Genomic DNA, 17,486 nt, shown 5'->3' with positions numbered 1-17,486 from the left:
ATGTTTAATGATGTTCCTGTTCTATCCTTTCTTACATTCACGCCGCTCGTGGTCGGTGTCTTGCTCCTATTTTGGTCACGCATAGCGAAACCTGAAGCGCAAGAACAATTAGAGAAAAACTCTGTCATGGTGGCGTTGTTCGTCTCCTCAGTCGTTTTCTTTATTTCACTTCTTTTGGTGATAGATTTTGATCCGACCAATGCGGGTTTCCAATTTGAAGAAGACTCCCCTTGGCTTGGCGGTGGCATTGAATATCGACTTGGCGTTGATGGTATTTCTATTCTTTTCGTCTTGTTGACGACCTTCCTGACACCGCTCTGTATTTTTGCAAGCCAGACTTCGATTAAAGAACGCCTGCTCGAATATATGGCAGCATTTCTTATTCTGGAAAGTCTTGTCATTGGCGTGTTCTGTGCCTTGGATATGGTTTTATTCTATCTGTTCTTTGAGGCAGTGCTTATCCCAATGTTCATTATCATTGGGGTTTGGGGCGGTAAGAACCGAGTCTATGCGTCTTATAAATTCTTTCTATATACGCTCCTTGGTTCAGTTTTGATGCTTGCTGCCATTATTTACCTTTATAATCTTAGTGGACAGCAATTTGGCGAACCGACAACAGATATGCGGGTTTTGATTAACGAGCTTAAGGTTCCCCTTGGGGCACAGACTTGGCTCTGGTTGGCTTTCTTTGCATCCTTTGCTGTGAAGATGCCAATGTGGCCCGTCCACACTTGGTTGCCGGATGCTCACGTTCAAGCGCCAACGGCAGGCTCTGTGATTTTGGCCGGTATTTTGTTGAAACTTGGCGGATATGGATTTTTACGCTTCTCTTTAACATTATTCCCGAATGCTAGCTTAGAGCTCGCTCCAATAATTTATTGGATGAGTGTTATCGCGATTATTTATACCTCACTTGTTGCTTACCGACAGACAGACATGAAAAAGCTGATTGCCTATTCTTCGGTGGCGCATATGGGCTTTGTAACTCTCGGTATATTTGCTTTTAACTTACAAGGTATACAGGGCGGTATCTTCCAGATGCTATCACATGGTGTTATTTCTGGCGCGCTCTTCTTCTTGGTTGGCGTAATTTATGACAGAATGCATACTCGGGAGATCGCTTTTTACGGTGGTCTTGTTAGCAAGATGCCTGTCTATGCCGCTTTCTTCTTACTCTTCACTATGGCGAATGTGGGCCTACCGGGCACATCAGGTTTCGTCGGTGAAATTCTGACCATGGTCGGGGCTTATCAGGTTAACCCATGGCTTGCTTTCGGTGCCGCCTTTGGGATGATTTTGTCTGCGGTTTACGCACTATATCTCTACCGTGAAGTTGTGTTTGGAGAGACTGTAAACGAGAAACTCGAAGGCATTGCGGATTTAACCCGACGTGAATGGGCAATTCTTACGCCGCTCGCGATTATGACATTGGTTTTAGGTGTATATCCCTCTTTGATAACGGATATTACTGCGGCCTCTGTTGAGAACCTGATTACCAATTTTAATGCTGCCACAACCGTGGTGGAGGTGAACTAGCCATGTTGCAAACACTGTCACTTTTCGCACCAGAACTCTGGTTGGCAATTTCAGCTTCGCTCTTATTAGGCTTCGGCTATTGGGGCGGTAAAGACCGGTCTGATTTTGCGCGTTATTATGCTATTATCATTCTCATTGTTTTTGCATTGATGAGCTATGTTCTAGGAGAACCTGAAGGGTTCGCTTTCAACGAAGCTTTGATCGTCGATAGTTTTAGCCAATTTGCAAAACTGATTATTGGATTTGCGGCCGCGGCAGCGCTTTTATTTTCAAAGTCATATTTTAAGACAGAACGACTAGAGCGTTATGAATATTCTGTTCTCACGCTTTATTCTGTGTTGGGCATGTCGATAATGGCATCGTCTAATAATCTGCTTTCACTTTATATCGGTATCGAAATGCAGTCTTTGGCACTTTACGTTATGGCTGCCTTTAACCGCGATAGCCTCCGCGCTTCAGAAGCAGGGTTGAAATATTTTGTCCTTGGGGCGTTATCATCCGGATTGCTTCTATATGGTGCGTCTTTGGTTTATGGTTTTACAGGGTCTTTGGATTTTGGCACCATTGGCGCCGTCGTCAGCGACTCTGGAACAACTCCAGGTATCATCGCAGGGATGGTCTTTTTACTCTGCGGTTTGGCGTTTAAAATCTCTGCCGCACCATTCCACATGTGGACGCCAGATGTTTACGAGGGATCACCGACGCCTGTAACTGGTTTCTTTGCCTCTGCACCAAAGTTTGCGGCGATGGTTCTCATTGCCCGCGTCTTGGTCGGGCCTTTTGAAGGGATTGTTTCAAGCTGGCAGCAAGTCATTGTCGTGATTTCAGTGTTATCCATGGTTGTAGGCGTGTTTGGGGCTTTGCAGCAGACGAATATAAAGCGCCTCATGGCTTACTCTTCAATTTCCAATATGGGGTATGCTCTTGTGCCTTTAGCGGCAGGTACTGTGGCTGGTGTTCAAGGCATGCTGACCTTTATGAGTATTTATGTGATTACAACAATTGGTGTTTTTGCCCTCATATTACAAATGCGTATTCGTGATGGAATGGTCGAGCAAATTTCTGACCTTGGCGGTTTGTCAAAGTCTAATCGCGGCATGGCGATTTTGATGACGCTATTCATGTTCTCACTTATGGGAATTCCTCCAATGCTCGGCTTCTTTGGTAAACTGTTTGCCTTTTTACCAGCGGCTGACGCAGGTTTGATGCCGTTAGTCGTGATTGCCTTAGTGGCCTCGGTTATTGGTGCTTTCTATTATCTCCGTGTCGTGAAAACGATGTGGTTTGAAGATACGCGTCATGAGTTTGTAGAAGCCCCGCGTAACTTACGCTTCCTCAGCTTAGTCAGTGGCTTGTTGATTTTACCGGTTCTTTTGTTGCCATTAATCTCAACCGATGCTCGAGGTTTAATTGCCAAAGCCGCAGCTAGCCTGTTTTAGAGGCTAGACGGGATAACTCGTTTTGAAATTAGAATATTTTGAAACACTGGGGTCGACGCAGGACTATATTAAAGATTTAGCCGCCAAGGGTGAATTTGGCCCGCGTTGGGTGAGGGCTGGACTGCAAAATTCAGGCCGTGGCCGGCGAGGCCGTCCTTGGATTTCAAAGCCCGGCAATCTTTTTGCAAGTGGTATTTATCCATGGTCGGGACCGCTTATATCAAAACCATTAGCTAGCTTCGTCGTCGCTTTGGCCGTTACCGAGGTTTTGTCGACCTATATAGATCCTGCTAAAATTACACTAAAATGGCCAAATGACGTTTTGGTCGAAGGCGCGAAAATTTCAGGAATTCTCCTAGAGGGCGGTGAAGGCTGGCTTGTTATAGGCGTGGGGATGAATTTGGAGCACAACCCTGATGACTTACCTTATCCCACGACTCACCTTCTAGAGCATATGTCTGAAAACGACTTGAATGATGCTGAGCCATTATATGCAGGCGCTGACCCTATATTGGCGCAGCTCACGCAAATAATTGGGACGAAATTATCTGTATTACAGACTGAAGGTTTTGGACCGTTTCATAAAGAGTGGTTGAATAAAGCCGCCAATTTGGGTCAGGTAATAAAAGTGAATTTGGACGGCGATATTGTTGCGGGGACGTTTGAGACGCTTTCGGACAATGGGGCATTGCGGCTCCGCCTCTCGGATGGCACGATCAGAGAAATTGTGGCCGGCGATGTCCTGCTATAAACGATTAATGGAGAGAGTATGTTATTAGTCATCGATACAGGCAATACGAACACACTCTTTGCCATTCATGATGGTGATAATTGGGCCGTTGAATGGCGCATTGCTACAGACCCAACGCGAACAGCAGATGAGTATGCGGTTTGGTTCCATCAGTTGTTACAAATGCAAAACCTTAGTTTTGACTCGATTTCAGATTGCGTCATTTCCACAGTGGTACCGCAGTCACTTTTCAATATGCGTAATTTAGTACGCCGGCATTTAAAGGTTGACCCTATCATTGTCGGAGAAAGTGATGTGAAGCTTGGAATAGGCGTTCGTATTGATAATCCTGAACAAGTCGGCGCAGACAGATTGGTTACCACATTAGGGGCCGTAACGCGGTATGATGGGCCTTTGATAATTATTGATAGTGGTACGGCGACGACTTTTGATGTTGTCTCTGCTGATCGATGTTTCGAAGGTGGTATTATTGCGCCTGGAATTAATCTATCCGTCAAGGCCTTGCACGAAGCTGCGGCTCAGCTGCCTCGTATCGAAATTCGTAAACCTGAACGTATAGTTGGTAAAAATACAGTCGAAGCCATGCAGGCTGGTATATTTTGGGGTTATATAGGCCTGATTGATGGCTTAGTCGAAAAGATCAAAGAAGAGGACGGTCGTGACTTTACAGTGATTGGCACGGGCGGCGTAGCGTCGCTATTTGAAGGTGCTTCTGCGACAATTCAGCATTATGACTCGCAACTGACTATAGACGGCCTATATGAGATTTGGCGTTTGAATAAATAATTAGCCTTCACTCTATTTAGGTCAGTGCAAAAGAAAATATATGACGCAATCCAAAAAAACATTTGATGACGAATTTGTCTTTCTACCTTTGGGAGGAAGCGGCGAAATTGGCATGAATTTGAATGTTTTCGGTTTTGGTCCCGCAAATAACCGACAATGGGTGATTGTTGATATTGGCGTTACTTTTGGCGGGCCCGACACGCCAGGCGTTGAAATAATCATGCCAGATATTTCTTTTCTAGAGGAACAACGCGGAAATATTCTTGGGATAGTACTGACGCATGCACATGAAGACCATATGGGGGCCTTAGCGCGTCTCTGGCCCCGCCTGCGCTGTCCAGTCTACGCGACGCCTTTCACGATGTATTTGGTCAAAGACCGTCTGAGTGAGTTCGGACTTTTGGATAGCGTTGAGCTACGAGACGTACCGCTTAAAGGGTCGTTTAGCTTGGGCCCCTTTGACTTTGATTTGATAACGCTGACGCATTCTATTCCTGAACCTAATGCGCTTGCGATCAAAACGCCATTAGGCACCGTCTTACATACTGGTGATTGGAAAATTGATCCCGCGCCACAAATTGGTGAACCCGTTGATGAGGCTGCACTTCGCGCGTTAGGTAAAGACGGCGTTACAGCTATGATTTGCGATTCTACCAATGTTTTTTCACCCGGTGAGGCGGGCTCTGAAGAGGGCGTGCGTGAGGAAATTACAAAAGTCATCGCTGAATTTGACGGCCGTGGTGTAGCCGTTGCGGCTTTTGCATCTAATGTCGCTCGACTTGAATCTGTAATGCTGGCTGCGAAAGATAATGACCGTTCTGTGTGCCTTGTTGGCCGCTCTATGCGGCGAATGGTCGGCGCCGCCAAATCTATAGGATTACTTGAAAAGACAGGCGAACTAATCAGCGAAGAAGAGGCGAGAGCCATGCCTTCGGCCCATGTGCTTTATTTGTGTACTGGCAGCCAAGGTGAGCCGAGAGCCGCTTTATCCCGGATTGCTTCAGGCCAGCATAAAAATGTTAAATTTCATGAGGGTGATGCTGTTATCTTCTCCTCTAAAATTATTCCGGGGAATGATAAAAATATATTCGCTCTACAAAATGCGCTTGCTGATGATGGTGTGCACATAGTGACTGAAAAAGACCGACCGATTCATGTTTCAGGGCACCCCTGCCGGGACGAGTTATCGCGTATGTATGAGTGGGTGAAACCTGAAATCGCTATTCCTGTGCATGGAGAAAGACGGCATTTATTAGAACATGCTCGGCTAGCAAAGTCGCTAGGCATTCAGAAAGCTTATGCTCCCCGAAATGGTGAATTGATTAGGATAGCGCCTAAGGGGCCAGAGGTCGTAGATATTACGCCGTCGGGCCGCCTTCACCAAGACGGCCATGCAATTGTCTCATCTCTTGATCAAGGTTTGCGACTTCGTAAGAAAATGGCTTATGCAGGGCATATTTCAGTCAGTCTAGTTGTGGATCAAAAAGGCAAAATTATTAGTGGCCCAGAACCACGAATTAGTGGCTTTCCCGAAGGAAAAGAGGGCGAAATACTGGATATTCTTTTGGATGTTGTCGAAGATACGGCCCTTGAAGCCTATGACACGCTTTCGATTAAGGCGCGGAAAGAAGAAGACTTGATAGAAGATAGGCTAGCCGCGAGAATTAAACGTCGGGTACGTGAAATGACGGATAAACGCGCTATTGTTGAAGTGATTGTTCATAAGGTGAAAGCATGATTGGCTCATTAAACCATGTTGGTATTGCAGTACCGGATATTAACCAGGCTCTTGCGTTTTATCGGGATGTTCTGGGGGCAAAGGATTGCACTGAGCCAAAGGTGTTAGCGCCGCAAGGTGTGAAATATGCTTTCGTCAATTTGCCAAGTGGACAGGTAGAGCTGATTGAGCCCTATGGGGAGACATCACCAATTATTCGGTTTTTGGAGAAAAACCCGAAAGGTGGTCAGCATCACATTTGCTTTGAAGTTGAAGATATCAACGCAGCAAAAGCTTTGATGGAGACACGTGGTATGCGGGTTTTAGGAGAGCCGCGTATTGGAGCGCATGGTACACTTGTTGTTTTCTTACATCCAGGAGATGCGGGAGGTGTTTTGATAGAGTTAATGGAAAGTCACAAGACACATCAGGACAGCGATAAGGCCTGCTAATGAATCCGTTTTCTCTATTTGTTGTTTTTTTGATAATTTGGTGGACGGTTCTTTTCACGGTTCTGCCTCGCAATATTAAAGGGCAAGCCGAGAGTAATGACGTTGTAAAAGGCACTGAACCCGGCGCGCCCGTCGACAGTAATATAAAAGATAAATTCATATTAACGACAAAGATTGCGGCTGTTATATGGGTTCTCGTTTGCGGATTGATTTGGTCGGATTTAGTAAGCTGGGATATGTTTGGGGACTGGTTCCGGCGCCGCTAATCTTTCCTATTATTTTTGTCACTTAATACGGCTAAGTCTTGTTGCGCCCGACAGTTCAGGGTAAGCGAGAGATTGACTTTTATCGGATTTATTCATGCGCCTTTCTCAATATTTTCTTCCCGTTTTGAAGGAGACACCTGCTGACGCCACAATCGCGTCACATCAACTGATGTTGCGAGCAGGGATGATTAAGCAAAATAGTGCGGGTATTTATTCTTGGCTGCCGCTTGGCCTAAAAGTTCTCCGTAAAATAGAGACTATAGTTCGTGAAGAGCAGAATAGAGCCGGCGCGGTTGAAATGTTGATGCCAACCATACAAAGCGCTGATCTTTGGAAAGAGACTGGGCGTTATGATGCCTATGGCCCCGAAATGCTCCGAATTATGGATCGGCATGATCGTGAAATGCTATTTGGCCCAACGAACGAAGATATGATTACGGATATCTTCCGCAGCTATGTACGGTCATACAAAGACTTACCTAAACTTCTTTATCATATTCAATGGAAGTTCCGCGACGAACGCCGCCCACGTTTCGGCGTCATGCGGGGCCGTGAGTTTTTAATGAAGGACACTTATAGCTTCGATATTGATGAGGCGAGTGCGCGTCTTTCCTATTATAAAATGTTCGTAGCTTATTTGAACACTTTCGCGCGCTTAGGTATTAAGGCTATTCCAGTGAAAGCCGATCCGGGCCCCATTGGTGGTGACTTGACGCATGAATTCGTTATTCTTGCTGAAACGGGTGAGAGCGAAGTGTTCTGCCACAAAGACCTACTGGAAATGGCGCCTCCTGGAGAAGTCGATTTTTCAGGCGACCTGTCAGAACATGTTGATAAACGCCGAGCCCTTTACGCTGCTACGGATGAAACGCATGATGAGGAAGAGTTCAAGGCTATTCCTGCGGATAAGCAAATGACAGCCCGCGGTATTGAGGTTGGCCATATTTTCTATTTTGGAGATAAGTACACGGCTCCTATGGGAGCAAAAGTCATGGGGCCTGATGGTAAGGAACATGTTGTCCAAGGGGGCTCTTATGGCATTGGTGTGTCTCGCTTAGTCGGAGCTATTATTGAAGCCAGCCATGATGAAAATGGTTGTATTTGGCCGAAATCTGTCGCGCCATTCGGTGTGGGTATCATCAATTTAAAATCTGGAGATGAAGAAGCCGATGCTGCCTGTGAATCTCTGTACAGTGCATTAGAGGCAGCTGGGTGCGACCCGCTTTATGATGACACTAAAGATCGCGGGGGTGTGAAGTTTGGACGGATGGATCTTATCGGTCTGCCTTACCAAGTCACAGTTGGACCTCGTGGATTGAAGAATGGTGTGGTTGAAGTCAAAATCAGAGCGACAGGCATGAAGAAAGAGTTGTCTCCAAATGCTGCCATTGTTTTCTTACAAACAGAATTTGCTGAGGTTTAGCGCCTATGAATGAGGCGTTAAACATTAAACAAAATCGAGCGTTTGGCGCTATAGAACGCCGTATCGCTATGCGTTATCTACGCGCAAAGAAAACACAAGGCGGTGTAGGCCTTATCGCCGCTATTTCATTCATCTGTATCATGCTCGCGATTGCGGCGATGATTATAATAATGTCGATTATGAATGGATTTCGCGATGATATGATCCGGCTCACAATTGGCAGTGAAGGCCATATGTATGTGGCGAGTTCTGCTCCGCAGCCGACAGCCGAGAGTATGATGGCGATGGAAAACCGTTTGGCCGCCGTGCCCGGCGTTGATGAGGCCTTTCAATTTTCAGAGAATCAAACCGGCTTATCCGCAAACAACCAATTTGGTTTTGGTCAGGTCATAGGTATTCGTCCAGAAAACCTTCGTAGTTTCGAGATGATTTCGCAATCCATTATAGAGGGCAGTCTTGATAATTTTGGAGTAGGGGCAGGGTCTGACCACAATATTGCTATGGGCCGTCGTTTGGCGATGTCATTGGGTTTGTCTCAAGGCGATAAAGTCACAATTTATTCCCCGCGAACACGCACGACAGCCTTTGGCCCGCCGCAGCCCATTCGAAAAAACTATACCGTTGGTGCGATTTTTGAGGTCGGCTTATTAATCCCAGATTCGACATATATTTATATGGATTTGGATCAGGCGGGGCTTTTATTCAATGATGGGAAAGTTACAGGCGAAATTCAGTTGCGTCTCGATAATGTCGATTTGATTGATAAGTTGCGTCAACCTGTAGGAAATGCCGCTGGGGAACCTGTCTTCATAAACACATGGAAAGACCGTCCGCGAAACGCAGCGACAGCGACGGCCCTTAGGACAGAGCAAATTGCCATGCGTTTTATCTTTATGATTGTGGTAATAATCGCGGCTTTCCCTGTGCTTGCGTCTATGATTATGCTCGTGAAAAATAAATCAAAAGATATTGCGATTTTACGAACAATAGGCGCGACGCGTGGTGCCGTTTTGCGCATATTCCTCATGTCTGGGGCAATGATTGGTATCTTAGGGACGCTCGCAGGTTTAATTTTTGGTGTTTTGTTTTGTTTAAATATTGGCGCAGTTCAAACTACTATAGAGTTCGTGTGTAACTGTGAACTTTTCCCTGCGGAGGTCTATCAGCTTTCAAATGGTATTCCAGCTAAGATTGTCTGGAGCGAAGTGTTCGGTGTTGCTTTTTGGGGTTTCCTGATCTCAGCGGCAGCCACATTCCTCCCAGCGATGAATGCCTCTAAAGTCGATCCTGTCGATGCACTTAGGTATGAGTAGAGGCGAGTTATGCAAAGCGTAAGACCTATTCTATCTGTACGAAACCTTCACCGTTCTTATCAATCTGGGCCCAAGACTTTGACCGTATTAGCGGGCGCGGATATTGATATTTTCCCAGGCGAAATGGTAGGGCTTATCGGCCCGTCGGGGTCGGGTAAGTCAACGCTGCTTCACGCAGCAGGGTTGTTAGAAAAGCCCAATGCGGGGGAGGTCTACATAAATGGCCGAGAATGTTTGAAACTATCAGACGACAAGCGTACGGCAATACGACGAGAAACGATTGGTGTTGTCTATCAATTTCACCATTTGCAAAAAGAGTTTACGGCAGAAGAAAATGTCGTCATCCCGCAAATGATATCTGGGAAATCCGAAAAACAATCCCTTATCGAAGCGCAGCGCCTATTGACTGTTATGGGGCTGGAGCCACGTATGCACCATAAGCCTTCAGAGATGTCAGGCGGCGAGCAGCAAAGGGTTGCAATAGCACGGGCACTCGCCAATAAACCTCAAATTTTGTTGGCGGATGAACCGACTGGAAACCTTGACCCCGCGACGTCTTCCTCAGTCTTCAAAAGTCTGTTTGACCTAACTCGTATGGAGGGAGTTTCGGCGTTAGTGGCGACCCATAATATGGATCTAACACAATATATGGACCGAGTTTTCACAGTGCGTGACGGTCTCGTTGTGCCGTTAAAGGTACCCCCTCGCGTTTAACAAACGGCAGAAAAGCTTTTGGTTTCTAATTAGCTTATTTGATATCTTAAAATATAGGTGACTAGCTGCGACTTCTGCTGAGCCAAGAAGCTGCCATGCCGGATATCATATTGCGATAGGGCAAATGGGATTCAGCGACTTATCCACATTGATATGGCTTCATTCCCAGAAAGGGTTTGACTTTTCCGCGAAATGAATTAGAACAAAATAAGAACATCAACCGTTTTATTGGGGATAAACATGGCAAAACAGCTCGTAATGGATGTGCTTTCTGGCGCAGTTCTGGCAGGGTTCGTTGGCGTGATGACGCTGTGGATGATGGTACTAGGCGGCTAAGTTTTGGTCTAAATATTCAGCCAAAAGGAGAGGCTATGTCAGTTCGACGACTTGATTACGTTCCTCTTCGAACGCGTTCCCCATACTCAATGTTAGAGGGCGCGCTTAAAATGAAGCCCCTTGCTGCACGTTGTGCGGACTGGCGTTTTCCAGCAGTAGCACTCACTGATACTAACAATATGTGCGGTGCTTTGGAATTTTCAGACACGTTTGCCGGATTTGGCCTACAGCCTATTATCGGCGTAACGCTCTCAATGGATATTGGCCTCCCGTTACAGCCCGGGCAAATAAGGCGCGATCCTGATGGTACATTAGTTCTGCTGGCCCAAACTGAGAAAGGTTATGAGAATCTCATGGCGCTTTCTTCCTCGGCTTTTTTAGACGTGGAACCAACGGATGTACCACATGTGAAAGCCTCTGCGCTGGCAGGACGTACCGAAGGTGTAATTGCATTGACTGGTGGGCCTGATGGTGTTTTGAATCGTTTCATTGTGGATGACCGAAAGGCTGAGGCTGAGAAATGGTTAGATAACCTTAGAGCGCTTTTTCCTAATCGTCTCTATGTTGAAATCCAACGCCATCATACTGAGGCCGAGGAAAAGGCGGAACCTGTACTCATTGATTTTGCCTATGAGAAGGGTTTGCCTTTGGTCGCCACGAATGAACCCTATTATCTTGATCCAGAAATGCATAAGGCGCATGACGCGCTATTAGCGATTTCTGAAGGTTCTTACGTTTTAGAGAAAAATCGTCGTAAAGTGACGGGACATCATTACCTGAAATCACCAGAGCAAATGATAGAGTTGTTCGCAGATTTACCTGAGGCGATTGAAAACACACTTATTATTGCCCAGCGTTGTGCGTATCGATCTGAGAAGCGCAAGCCCATCTTGCCTAATTTTGGCGATGGCTCTTTATCTGAAGCAGATATTCTTGCGCAAAAAGCCAAAGACGGACTCCGGCAGCGTTTATTAGAAGTAGAAAACGCGGCGACGGAAGAGGCGTATTTCGAACGGTTAGACTTCGAATTAGGTATTATCGCGAATATGGGTTTTCCGGGCTATTTTTTGATTGTTGCGGATTTTATTCAATGGGCAAAAGAGCAGGGAATTCCTGTCGGGCCCGGCCGTGGGTCTGGTGCGGGTTCTGTTGTGGCTTGGGCACTTACCATCACGGATTTGGATCCACTTCGATATGGGCTTCTTTTTGAGCGATTTTTGAATCCCGAGCGAGTCTCCATGCCCGATTTCGATATCGATTTCTGCCAAGAAAGGCGGGGTGAAGTGATTGATTATGTCCGCCGAAAATATGGGGACGGGCAGGTTGCGCAAATTATCACATTTGGAACGCTCCAAGCCCGCGCTGTGGTGAGAGATGTTGGGCGTGTCATGCAAATGCCTTTGGGGCAGGTAGACCGCCTTGCTAAGCTTGTACCCTCAAACCCGGCCAACCCAGTTACTTTGGCGCAGGCCATTAATATGGAACCCGCGCTCCAAGAGGCGCGTAAAGCCGAGCCAGCTGTACGTAATTTGCTTGATACAGCCTTGCAGCTCGAAGGGTTATACCGAAATGCTTCAACCCATGCGGCTGGTGTCGTGATTGGGGACCGCCCCTTGCAACAGCTTGTCCCGCTCTATCGCGACCCTCGTTCTGATGTACCCGCAACCCAATTTACGATGAAATGGGCTGAGAAAGCAGGGCTCGTAAAGTTTGATTTTCTTGGGCTAAAAACACTTACGGTCATTGACCGTTGTATGAAATATTTGGCGAAGCAAGGTAAGTCTTTTGACCTTTCAAAGGTTAGTACGAATACAAAGGAAGCCTATGCGCCATTATCAGAAGCTTTGTCAGCTGGAGTGTTCCAGCTGGAAAGCTCTGGAATGCGTGATGTTTTACGCAAAATGGCTCCAAGCTCGATCGAAGAGTTAACCGCCTTGATTTCGCTTTATCGACCAGGTCCGATGAAAAATATTCCGGACTATGTTGACCGAAAATTTGGCCGGCAAGAGATTACCTACCCTCATCCAAAGCTCGAACCTATTTTAAAAGAGACTTACGGGATTATTATTTACCAAGAGCAGGTGATGGAAATCGCCAAAGTTCTGTCTGGGTTCACTCTAGGCGATGCTGATTTACTTCGTCGTGCCATGGGTAAAAAAGATCAGGCGGAAATGGACCGTCAAAAATCAAAATTTATTGATGGTGCAGTTCAACGCGATGTCGACGGGCGCCTCGCGGGTGAAATATTTGAATTGGTCAATGAATTTGCGGGCTATGGATTTAACAAATCCCATGCGGCGGCTTATGCGATGATTTCATTTCAGACAGCCTATTTGAAGGCGCTGTATCCTGTTGAATTTATCGCTGCGATTATGTCGCTCGATATTGCTAATGTTGAAAAACTCGCGCAATTTTATCAAGAAGGCAATCGCATGGGCATTGAAATCGTCTCGCCTTGCGTCAATCAATCAATGGCTGATTTTGACGTTGCAGACGGTAAGGTGCTTTATGCTTTAGGCGCTCTGAAAAATGTTGGCGTGGATGCTATGCGCCATGTGGTGAGTGTGAGAGAGCAGGGCGGGCCATTCAAAGACCTTTATGATTTTGCACACCGGGTTGATATGCGGCTTGTGAACAAGCGGGCGATTGAAAACCTCGCGCGCTCTGGCGCCTTTGATTGTCTAGAACCAAACCGAGCCACTGTGATGGCTTCTGCGAGTATTTTGCAAGACATCGGCACATTGGCGGCGCGTGAACGTGCTAGCTCTCAGGTGAGCCTATTTGGTGATAGTGTAAAAATGGAAGACCCAGATTTGTGTTATGCGCCAAGTTGGGGGTCAATAGAGCAATTAAACAATGAACTATCAGCTGTAGGTTTTTATCTTGGCGGTCATCCTTTGGATGAGCACGCAAAGAAAGGTGCTTTGGATAAATGTACCCAAGCCATAGATATTGATGAAAAATACGCGCGCAGCGGTAAAGAATGTAAAATGAATTTAGCCGGCGTGGTTTTGCGTAAGCAGGAACGCCTATCAAAACGCGGAAAGAAATTTGCTTTCGTTGCCTTATCAGACCCTACGGGGGAGTATGAGGTTTTGTTTACGGAAAAAGTACTCATGCCTAATCGTGATTATCTTACGCCCGGCAACCTTATTCAAATAAAAGCAAAAGCTGAGGGCGGTGATGGCGAGGTGCGCTTGTTTGCTGAAGGGATAACACCTTTTAATGCAAAACCACCGGAAACCAAAATTGTGGGATTAGATATCCGTCTTCGAAATGCGAGTATAGAAACGCTTGATGCGCTAGAAAAGTTATTGGACCAACTCAAAAACGCGCCTTATCAAAATTCAGGATATATACAGATAACTGCACCATTAGATGATAAACGAGAAGCAAGCTGGAAATTACACGGCGCATGGGGGGTTGACCCCAAAATTCAGAAGGCCATAAAAGCCAATCAATCTGTTGAAATAATTAAAGAGATTGCGGCCTAAACTGACACGCCCTTTATAAGGGTTTCACATATTGACTGTAACCTTCTCATCATGACATCTGCAATTCCTACCGAAGATATAAATGACATAGTCATAGACATTATCGCGCAATCGGTTGGCTCTGTTTCGGAAAGCCAATTAGCCCTTACAGGGGATAAACGCTTTCTATTTTCTGAAAGTAAACGCTCATTTATAATGTACGGCGTAAAAGGGCGTAATTGGATCGCCCTTGGTGCGCCTATAGGGCAAAAAAGCGAATCCGAAGAATTGATAGCGCAATTTCTAAGCTTGGCGCGCGCGTCAAAATATTCACCTGCCTTTTATGCTGTAAGAGAACGGCATTTAGAGCGGTTTTCTCAGACTAAATTAAAATCTCAGAAGATTGGCGAAATGGCCTTAGTCGCGCTTGAGAGTTTTAGCTTGGAAGGCAAAGACAATGCAAAACATCGCCACGCTCGCAATAAAGCCGTAAGAGAAGGTGTCTCATTTAAAATAATAAGAACTGAAGTGGATTCTCCCGAAATGGATAAATTGGAGAGCATTTCAAAGGATTGGCTTGCTCATCAATCAGGCCGCGAAAAAGGTTTTTCCCTTGGGCGGTTTGATCGCAAAGTACTATCAAACAAAGCTATAGCTATCGCGATGAAGGCCGATGAGATTATAGCCTTTTCCAATCTTTGGTCATCGGCGGATGGAAGCGAGCTGTCTTTGGATTTAATGCGCTACCTAGAAAACTCTATGGCTGGGGTCATCGATTTCCTTTTAGTAGAGACTATGCTCTGGGGCCGTGAAAATGGGTATAAGACATTTAGCCTTGGTATGGCCCCGCTTGCAGGTCTTGATAAAGAAGACCACCGCTCCGTTATGTCTTCGCTTTGCCGTTTTGCTTTCAAGCACGGGGATAAGCTTTACAGTTTTCAGGGGATAAGGCGATTTAAGAAAAAATATAATCCCGATTGGGAGGCCGTATATTTGATGGCTCCAAGCCAACTTCATATGCCGCGTGCTCTAAAAAACTTGGCGCTTTTATCTGCGGGAAGCCTAAAGGGGATTTTTCGGCGTCCTTAACTTCTCTTGAATTTGGACTATGGACTGATGTTTTATCCAAGATGTTATCAAGTGAACTGGCGAAACGCAGTTTTTTCCTTGCAAAATTTATAAACCACGCTAAACGGCGCGCATTAATTCGCGTATAGGGGCGGGTGTCTGGCATATAGCCTTCCATCCATTCCGGTGAGCGCTTCGATGGTCGAAGAACTTCACACCCTATACTTGGTCAACCGGAACAAGGAGATATCCATGGCCCTACCTGAATTTTCAATGCGTCAGCTACTCGAAGCTGGTGTTCACTTTGGTCACCAGACACATCGCTGGAACCCAAAAATGGCACCTTATATTTTTGGTGCCCGTTCAAACATTCATATTCTAGATCTGTCACAAACTGTGCCTTTGCTTCACCAAGCGCTTAAAGAGACGCGCGACGTTGCTGCAAAAGGTGGTCGTGTTCTATTCGTTGGTACAAAACGTGCAGCTTCTGACCCAGTGGCACAAGCCGCAAAACGTTGTGCTCAGTATTATGTCAATCACCGTTGGCTCGGCGGCATGCTTACAAACTGGCAAACAGTGACTAAATCTATCGCACGTTTGAAAGAGCTTGAAGCTCTATTAGGTGACGAAGGTGCGGATGCTGAAACAGGTTTGACAAAGAAAGAAAACCTAAAGCTCGCTCGTGAGATGGAAAAATTAGAAAAAGCGCTCGGCGGAATTAAAGATATGGGCGGCAAGCCTGACCTAATGTTTGTTATCGATACAAACAAAGAAGGTATCGCAATTTTAGAAGCTCGCCGCTTAGGTATCCCTGTTATTGCTGTTCTTGATTCAAACTCTGATCCAGCATCTGCTGATATGCCGATTCCTGGTAATGATGATGCCGCACGTGCAATTCAGCTTTACTGTGAGCTAATGGCTGATGCCGTTCTTGATGGTATGACTACAGCGGCTGCCGCTATTGGTGCCGACCTAGGTGCTTCTGAAAATCCAGAAGAACTCGCACTTCAGATGGCTCCTGAAGCTGTCGAAGCACCTGCTGCTGAAGCAACATCTGCCGCGCCTGCAACGCCAGAGCAAGAAGCTGACGTTCCGACATCTCCAGAAGCAAAAGCTGAAGAGATTGCCGCGAAAGATGCGTCTTAATCGCAATCTAACCTTTAAATAGTCTCTGCGCCTCTTATGTAGGCGCGAGACTTAGGCCTTAATTACGGAAAATAGGAGACCGAGATGGCTCAAATTACTGCTGCTATGGTGAAAAGCCTGCGCGATCAAACATCCGCGGGGATGATGGATTGCAAAAAAGCATTGAACGAAACAAATGGTGATATGGAAGCGGCAATCGATTGGTTGCGGACGAAAGGTATTGCTAAAGCTGATAAGAAAGCTGGCCGTGTTGCGGCTGAAGGTCTTGTTGCTGTTGCGCTTGCGCCTAAAACAGGTGCTGTTGTCGAAGTTAACTCTGAAACAGACTTTGTGGCACGCAATGAAGGCTTCCAAACGGCTGTGAAAGAAGTCGCAGGTTTGGCTGTTACTGTGAACAGTTCGGAAGAATTGGCGGAAACAAAAACGTCTACAGGCGAAACTGTAACGGAGTATTTCGCAACACTCGTTGGTAAAATTGGCGAGAACATGACTTTCCGTCGTATGCAGCGCCTAAGCGTTGAGAACGGCGTCGTTGCTGGATACATCCACAATGCAGCGGCTGAAAACATGGGTAAAATCGGTGTGCTTGTTGCGCTTGAATCAACTGGCGATGTCGCAAAGCTTGAAGAGCTGGGTAAAAAGATTGCAATGCATATTGCTGCGACTAACCCACTTTCTTTGACTGTTGATGATTTGGACCAGGATTTGGTAGCAAAAGAACGCGCGGCTTTGAAAGCCGAAGCGCTTGAGTCTGGTAAGCCTGAAGCTATCGTTGATAAAATGGTTGAAGGACGCATGGTCAAATTCTTCAAAGAGTCTGTTTTGATGACACAAATCTTTGTTATGGATGGTGAGCGTTCAATCGAGCAAGTTATTGCTGACGAAGCAAAAGCGCTTGGTACAGATATCAAAATGACATCTTACGTGCGTATGGGCGTTGGCGATGGCATTGAGAAAAAAGACGAAGATTTTGCCGCGGAAGTCGCAGCCGCAGTTGCTGGCTCTTAAGCACTTCATTTTACGATAGTAATTTCTGGTATCGTAAAAGTTAGACGCTATAACCCTG

The 17,486-nt window shown here is 46.2% G+C and carries 14 protein-coding genes; all 14 read left to right on the top strand.

Going from position 1 to position 17,486, the window contains the following annotated elements; all coding sequences use genetic code 11:
• The 14 genes from DES40_RS04840 to tsf all read left to right on the top strand — a co-directional run bounded on the left by DES40_RS04840 (position 1) and on the right by tsf (position 17,428).
• On the top strand, positions 1–1,536 hold the full coding sequence (locus DES40_RS04840; protein ID WP_121099406.1) for an NADH-quinone oxidoreductase subunit M: 1,536 nt from the start codon (positions 1–3) through the stop codon (positions 1,534–1,536).
• 2 nt (positions 1,537–1,538) lie between these two features.
• The gene (gene nuoN / locus DES40_RS04835) at positions 1,539–2,975 is read left to right on the top strand and encodes an NADH-quinone oxidoreductase subunit NuoN (RefSeq protein ID WP_121099405.1); all 1,437 of its coding nucleotides are present in this window, start codon (positions 1,539–1,541) and stop codon (positions 2,973–2,975) included.
• A 22-nt stretch (positions 2,976–2,997) separates the two neighbouring features.
• On the top strand, positions 2,998–3,726 hold the full coding sequence (locus DES40_RS04830) for a biotin--[acetyl-CoA-carboxylase] ligase (protein WP_121099404.1): 729 nt from the start codon (positions 2,998–3,000) through the stop codon (positions 3,724–3,726).
• Positions 3,727–3,744: 18 nt separating this feature from the next.
• Positions 3,745–4,512: a type III pantothenate kinase gene (locus tag DES40_RS04825; protein ID WP_121099403.1), complete on the top strand. Its 768-nt coding sequence runs from the start codon at positions 3,745–3,747 to the stop codon at positions 4,510–4,512.
• A gap of 40 nt (positions 4,513–4,552) precedes the next feature.
• Complete coding sequence (locus tag DES40_RS04820) at positions 4,553–6,250, top strand: ribonuclease J (protein WP_233345428.1); 1,698 nt, start codon at positions 4,553–4,555, stop codon at positions 6,248–6,250.
• Positions 6,247–6,681, top strand: coding sequence for a methylmalonyl-CoA epimerase (gene mce / locus DES40_RS04815; RefSeq protein WP_121099402.1), 435 nt, complete (start codon positions 6,247–6,249; stop codon positions 6,679–6,681). Before DES40_RS04820 ends, mce begins: the two co-directional genes overlap by 4 nt.
• Complete coding sequence (locus DES40_RS04810; RefSeq protein ID WP_121099401.1) at positions 6,681–6,947, top strand: DUF1467 family protein; 267 nt, start codon at positions 6,681–6,683, stop codon at positions 6,945–6,947. Before mce ends, DES40_RS04810 begins: the two co-directional genes overlap by 1 nt.
• A 94-nt stretch (positions 6,948–7,041) precedes the next feature.
• Positions 7,042–8,370, top strand: coding sequence for a proline--tRNA ligase (gene proS, locus DES40_RS04805; protein WP_121099400.1), 1,329 nt, complete (start codon positions 7,042–7,044; stop codon positions 8,368–8,370).
• Between the two features lie 5 nt (positions 8,371–8,375).
• Positions 8,376–9,683, top strand: coding sequence for an FtsX-like permease family protein (locus DES40_RS04800; RefSeq protein ID WP_121099399.1), 1,308 nt, complete (start codon positions 8,376–8,378; stop codon positions 9,681–9,683).
• Between the two features lie 9 nt (positions 9,684–9,692).
• Entirely contained in the window at positions 9,693–10,397 is a 705-nt protein-coding gene (locus DES40_RS04795) for an ABC transporter ATP-binding protein (protein ID WP_121099398.1), read from the top strand.
• 371 nt (positions 10,398–10,768) lie between these two features.
• Positions 10,769–14,227, top strand: a complete 3,459-nt coding sequence (gene dnaE, locus DES40_RS04790) for a DNA polymerase III subunit alpha (RefSeq protein WP_121100430.1) — start codon at positions 10,769–10,771, stop codon at positions 14,225–14,227.
• 51 nt (positions 14,228–14,278) lie between these two features.
• Positions 14,279–15,295 carry a bifunctional lysylphosphatidylglycerol flippase/synthetase MprF gene (locus DES40_RS04785; RefSeq protein ID WP_121099397.1) on the top strand — a complete coding sequence of 339 codons (1,017 nt, stop codon included), beginning with the start codon at positions 14,279–14,281 and terminating at the stop codon, positions 15,293–15,295.
• A gap of 231 nt (positions 15,296–15,526) precedes the next feature.
• On the top strand, positions 15,527–16,420 hold the full coding sequence (gene rpsB / locus DES40_RS04780; protein WP_121099396.1) for a 30S ribosomal protein S2: 894 nt from the start codon (positions 15,527–15,529) through the stop codon (positions 16,418–16,420).
• An 84-nt stretch (positions 16,421–16,504) separates the two neighbouring features.
• Positions 16,505–17,428 (top strand): translation elongation factor Ts, encoded by a 924-nt coding sequence (gene tsf, locus DES40_RS04775; RefSeq protein ID WP_121099395.1) that lies wholly within the window; start codon positions 16,505–16,507, stop codon positions 17,426–17,428.
• Positions 17,429–17,486 lie beyond the last annotated feature (58 nt).

Origin of the sequence: Litorimonas taeanensis, from assembly GCF_003634015.1 — a bacterium.
In the GTDB taxonomy this organism is placed as follows: Bacteria; Pseudomonadota; Alphaproteobacteria; order Caulobacterales; family Maricaulaceae; genus Litorimonas; species Litorimonas taeanensis.
Note: the sequence above shows the minus strand (reverse complement) of the source record. Positions and strands in the feature narration are given on the sequence as shown.

What these genes read in the sequence shown, in the direction of transcription:
- DES40_RS04840 (WP_121099406.1), top strand. Translation starts at nt 1, where the DNA reads ATGTTTAATGATGTTCCTGTTCTATCCTTTCTTACATTCACGCCGCTC.
- nuoN (WP_121099405.1), top strand. Translation starts at nt 1,539, where the DNA reads ATGTTGCAAACACTGTCACTTTTCGCACCAGAACTCTGGTTGGCAATT.
- DES40_RS04825 (WP_121099403.1), top strand. Translation starts at nt 3,745, where the DNA reads ATGTTATTAGTCATCGATACAGGCAATACGAACACACTCTTTGCCATT.
- DES40_RS04820 (WP_233345428.1), top strand. Translation starts at nt 4,553, where the DNA reads ATGACGCAATCCAAAAAAACATTTGATGACGAATTTGTCTTTCTACCT.
- mce (WP_121099402.1), top strand. Translation starts at nt 6,247, where the DNA reads ATGATTGGCTCATTAAACCATGTTGGTATTGCAGTACCGGATATTAAC.
- DES40_RS04810 (WP_121099401.1), top strand. Translation starts at nt 6,681, where the DNA reads ATGAATCCGTTTTCTCTATTTGTTGTTTTTTTGATAATTTGGTGGACG.
- proS (WP_121099400.1), top strand. Translation starts at nt 7,042, where the DNA reads ATGCGCCTTTCTCAATATTTTCTTCCCGTTTTGAAGGAGACACCTGCT.
- DES40_RS04800 (WP_121099399.1), top strand. Translation starts at nt 8,376, where the DNA reads ATGAATGAGGCGTTAAACATTAAACAAAATCGAGCGTTTGGCGCTATA.
- DES40_RS04795 (WP_121099398.1), top strand. Translation starts at nt 9,693, where the DNA reads ATGCAAAGCGTAAGACCTATTCTATCTGTACGAAACCTTCACCGTTCT.
- dnaE (WP_121100430.1), top strand. Translation starts at nt 10,769, where the DNA reads ATGTCAGTTCGACGACTTGATTACGTTCCTCTTCGAACGCGTTCCCCA.
- DES40_RS04785 (WP_121099397.1), top strand. Translation starts at nt 14,279, where the DNA reads ATGACATCTGCAATTCCTACCGAAGATATAAATGACATAGTCATAGAC.
- rpsB (WP_121099396.1), top strand. Translation starts at nt 15,527, where the DNA reads ATGGCCCTACCTGAATTTTCAATGCGTCAGCTACTCGAAGCTGGTGTT.
- tsf (WP_121099395.1), top strand. Translation starts at nt 16,505, where the DNA reads ATGGCTCAAATTACTGCTGCTATGGTGAAAAGCCTGCGCGATCAAACA.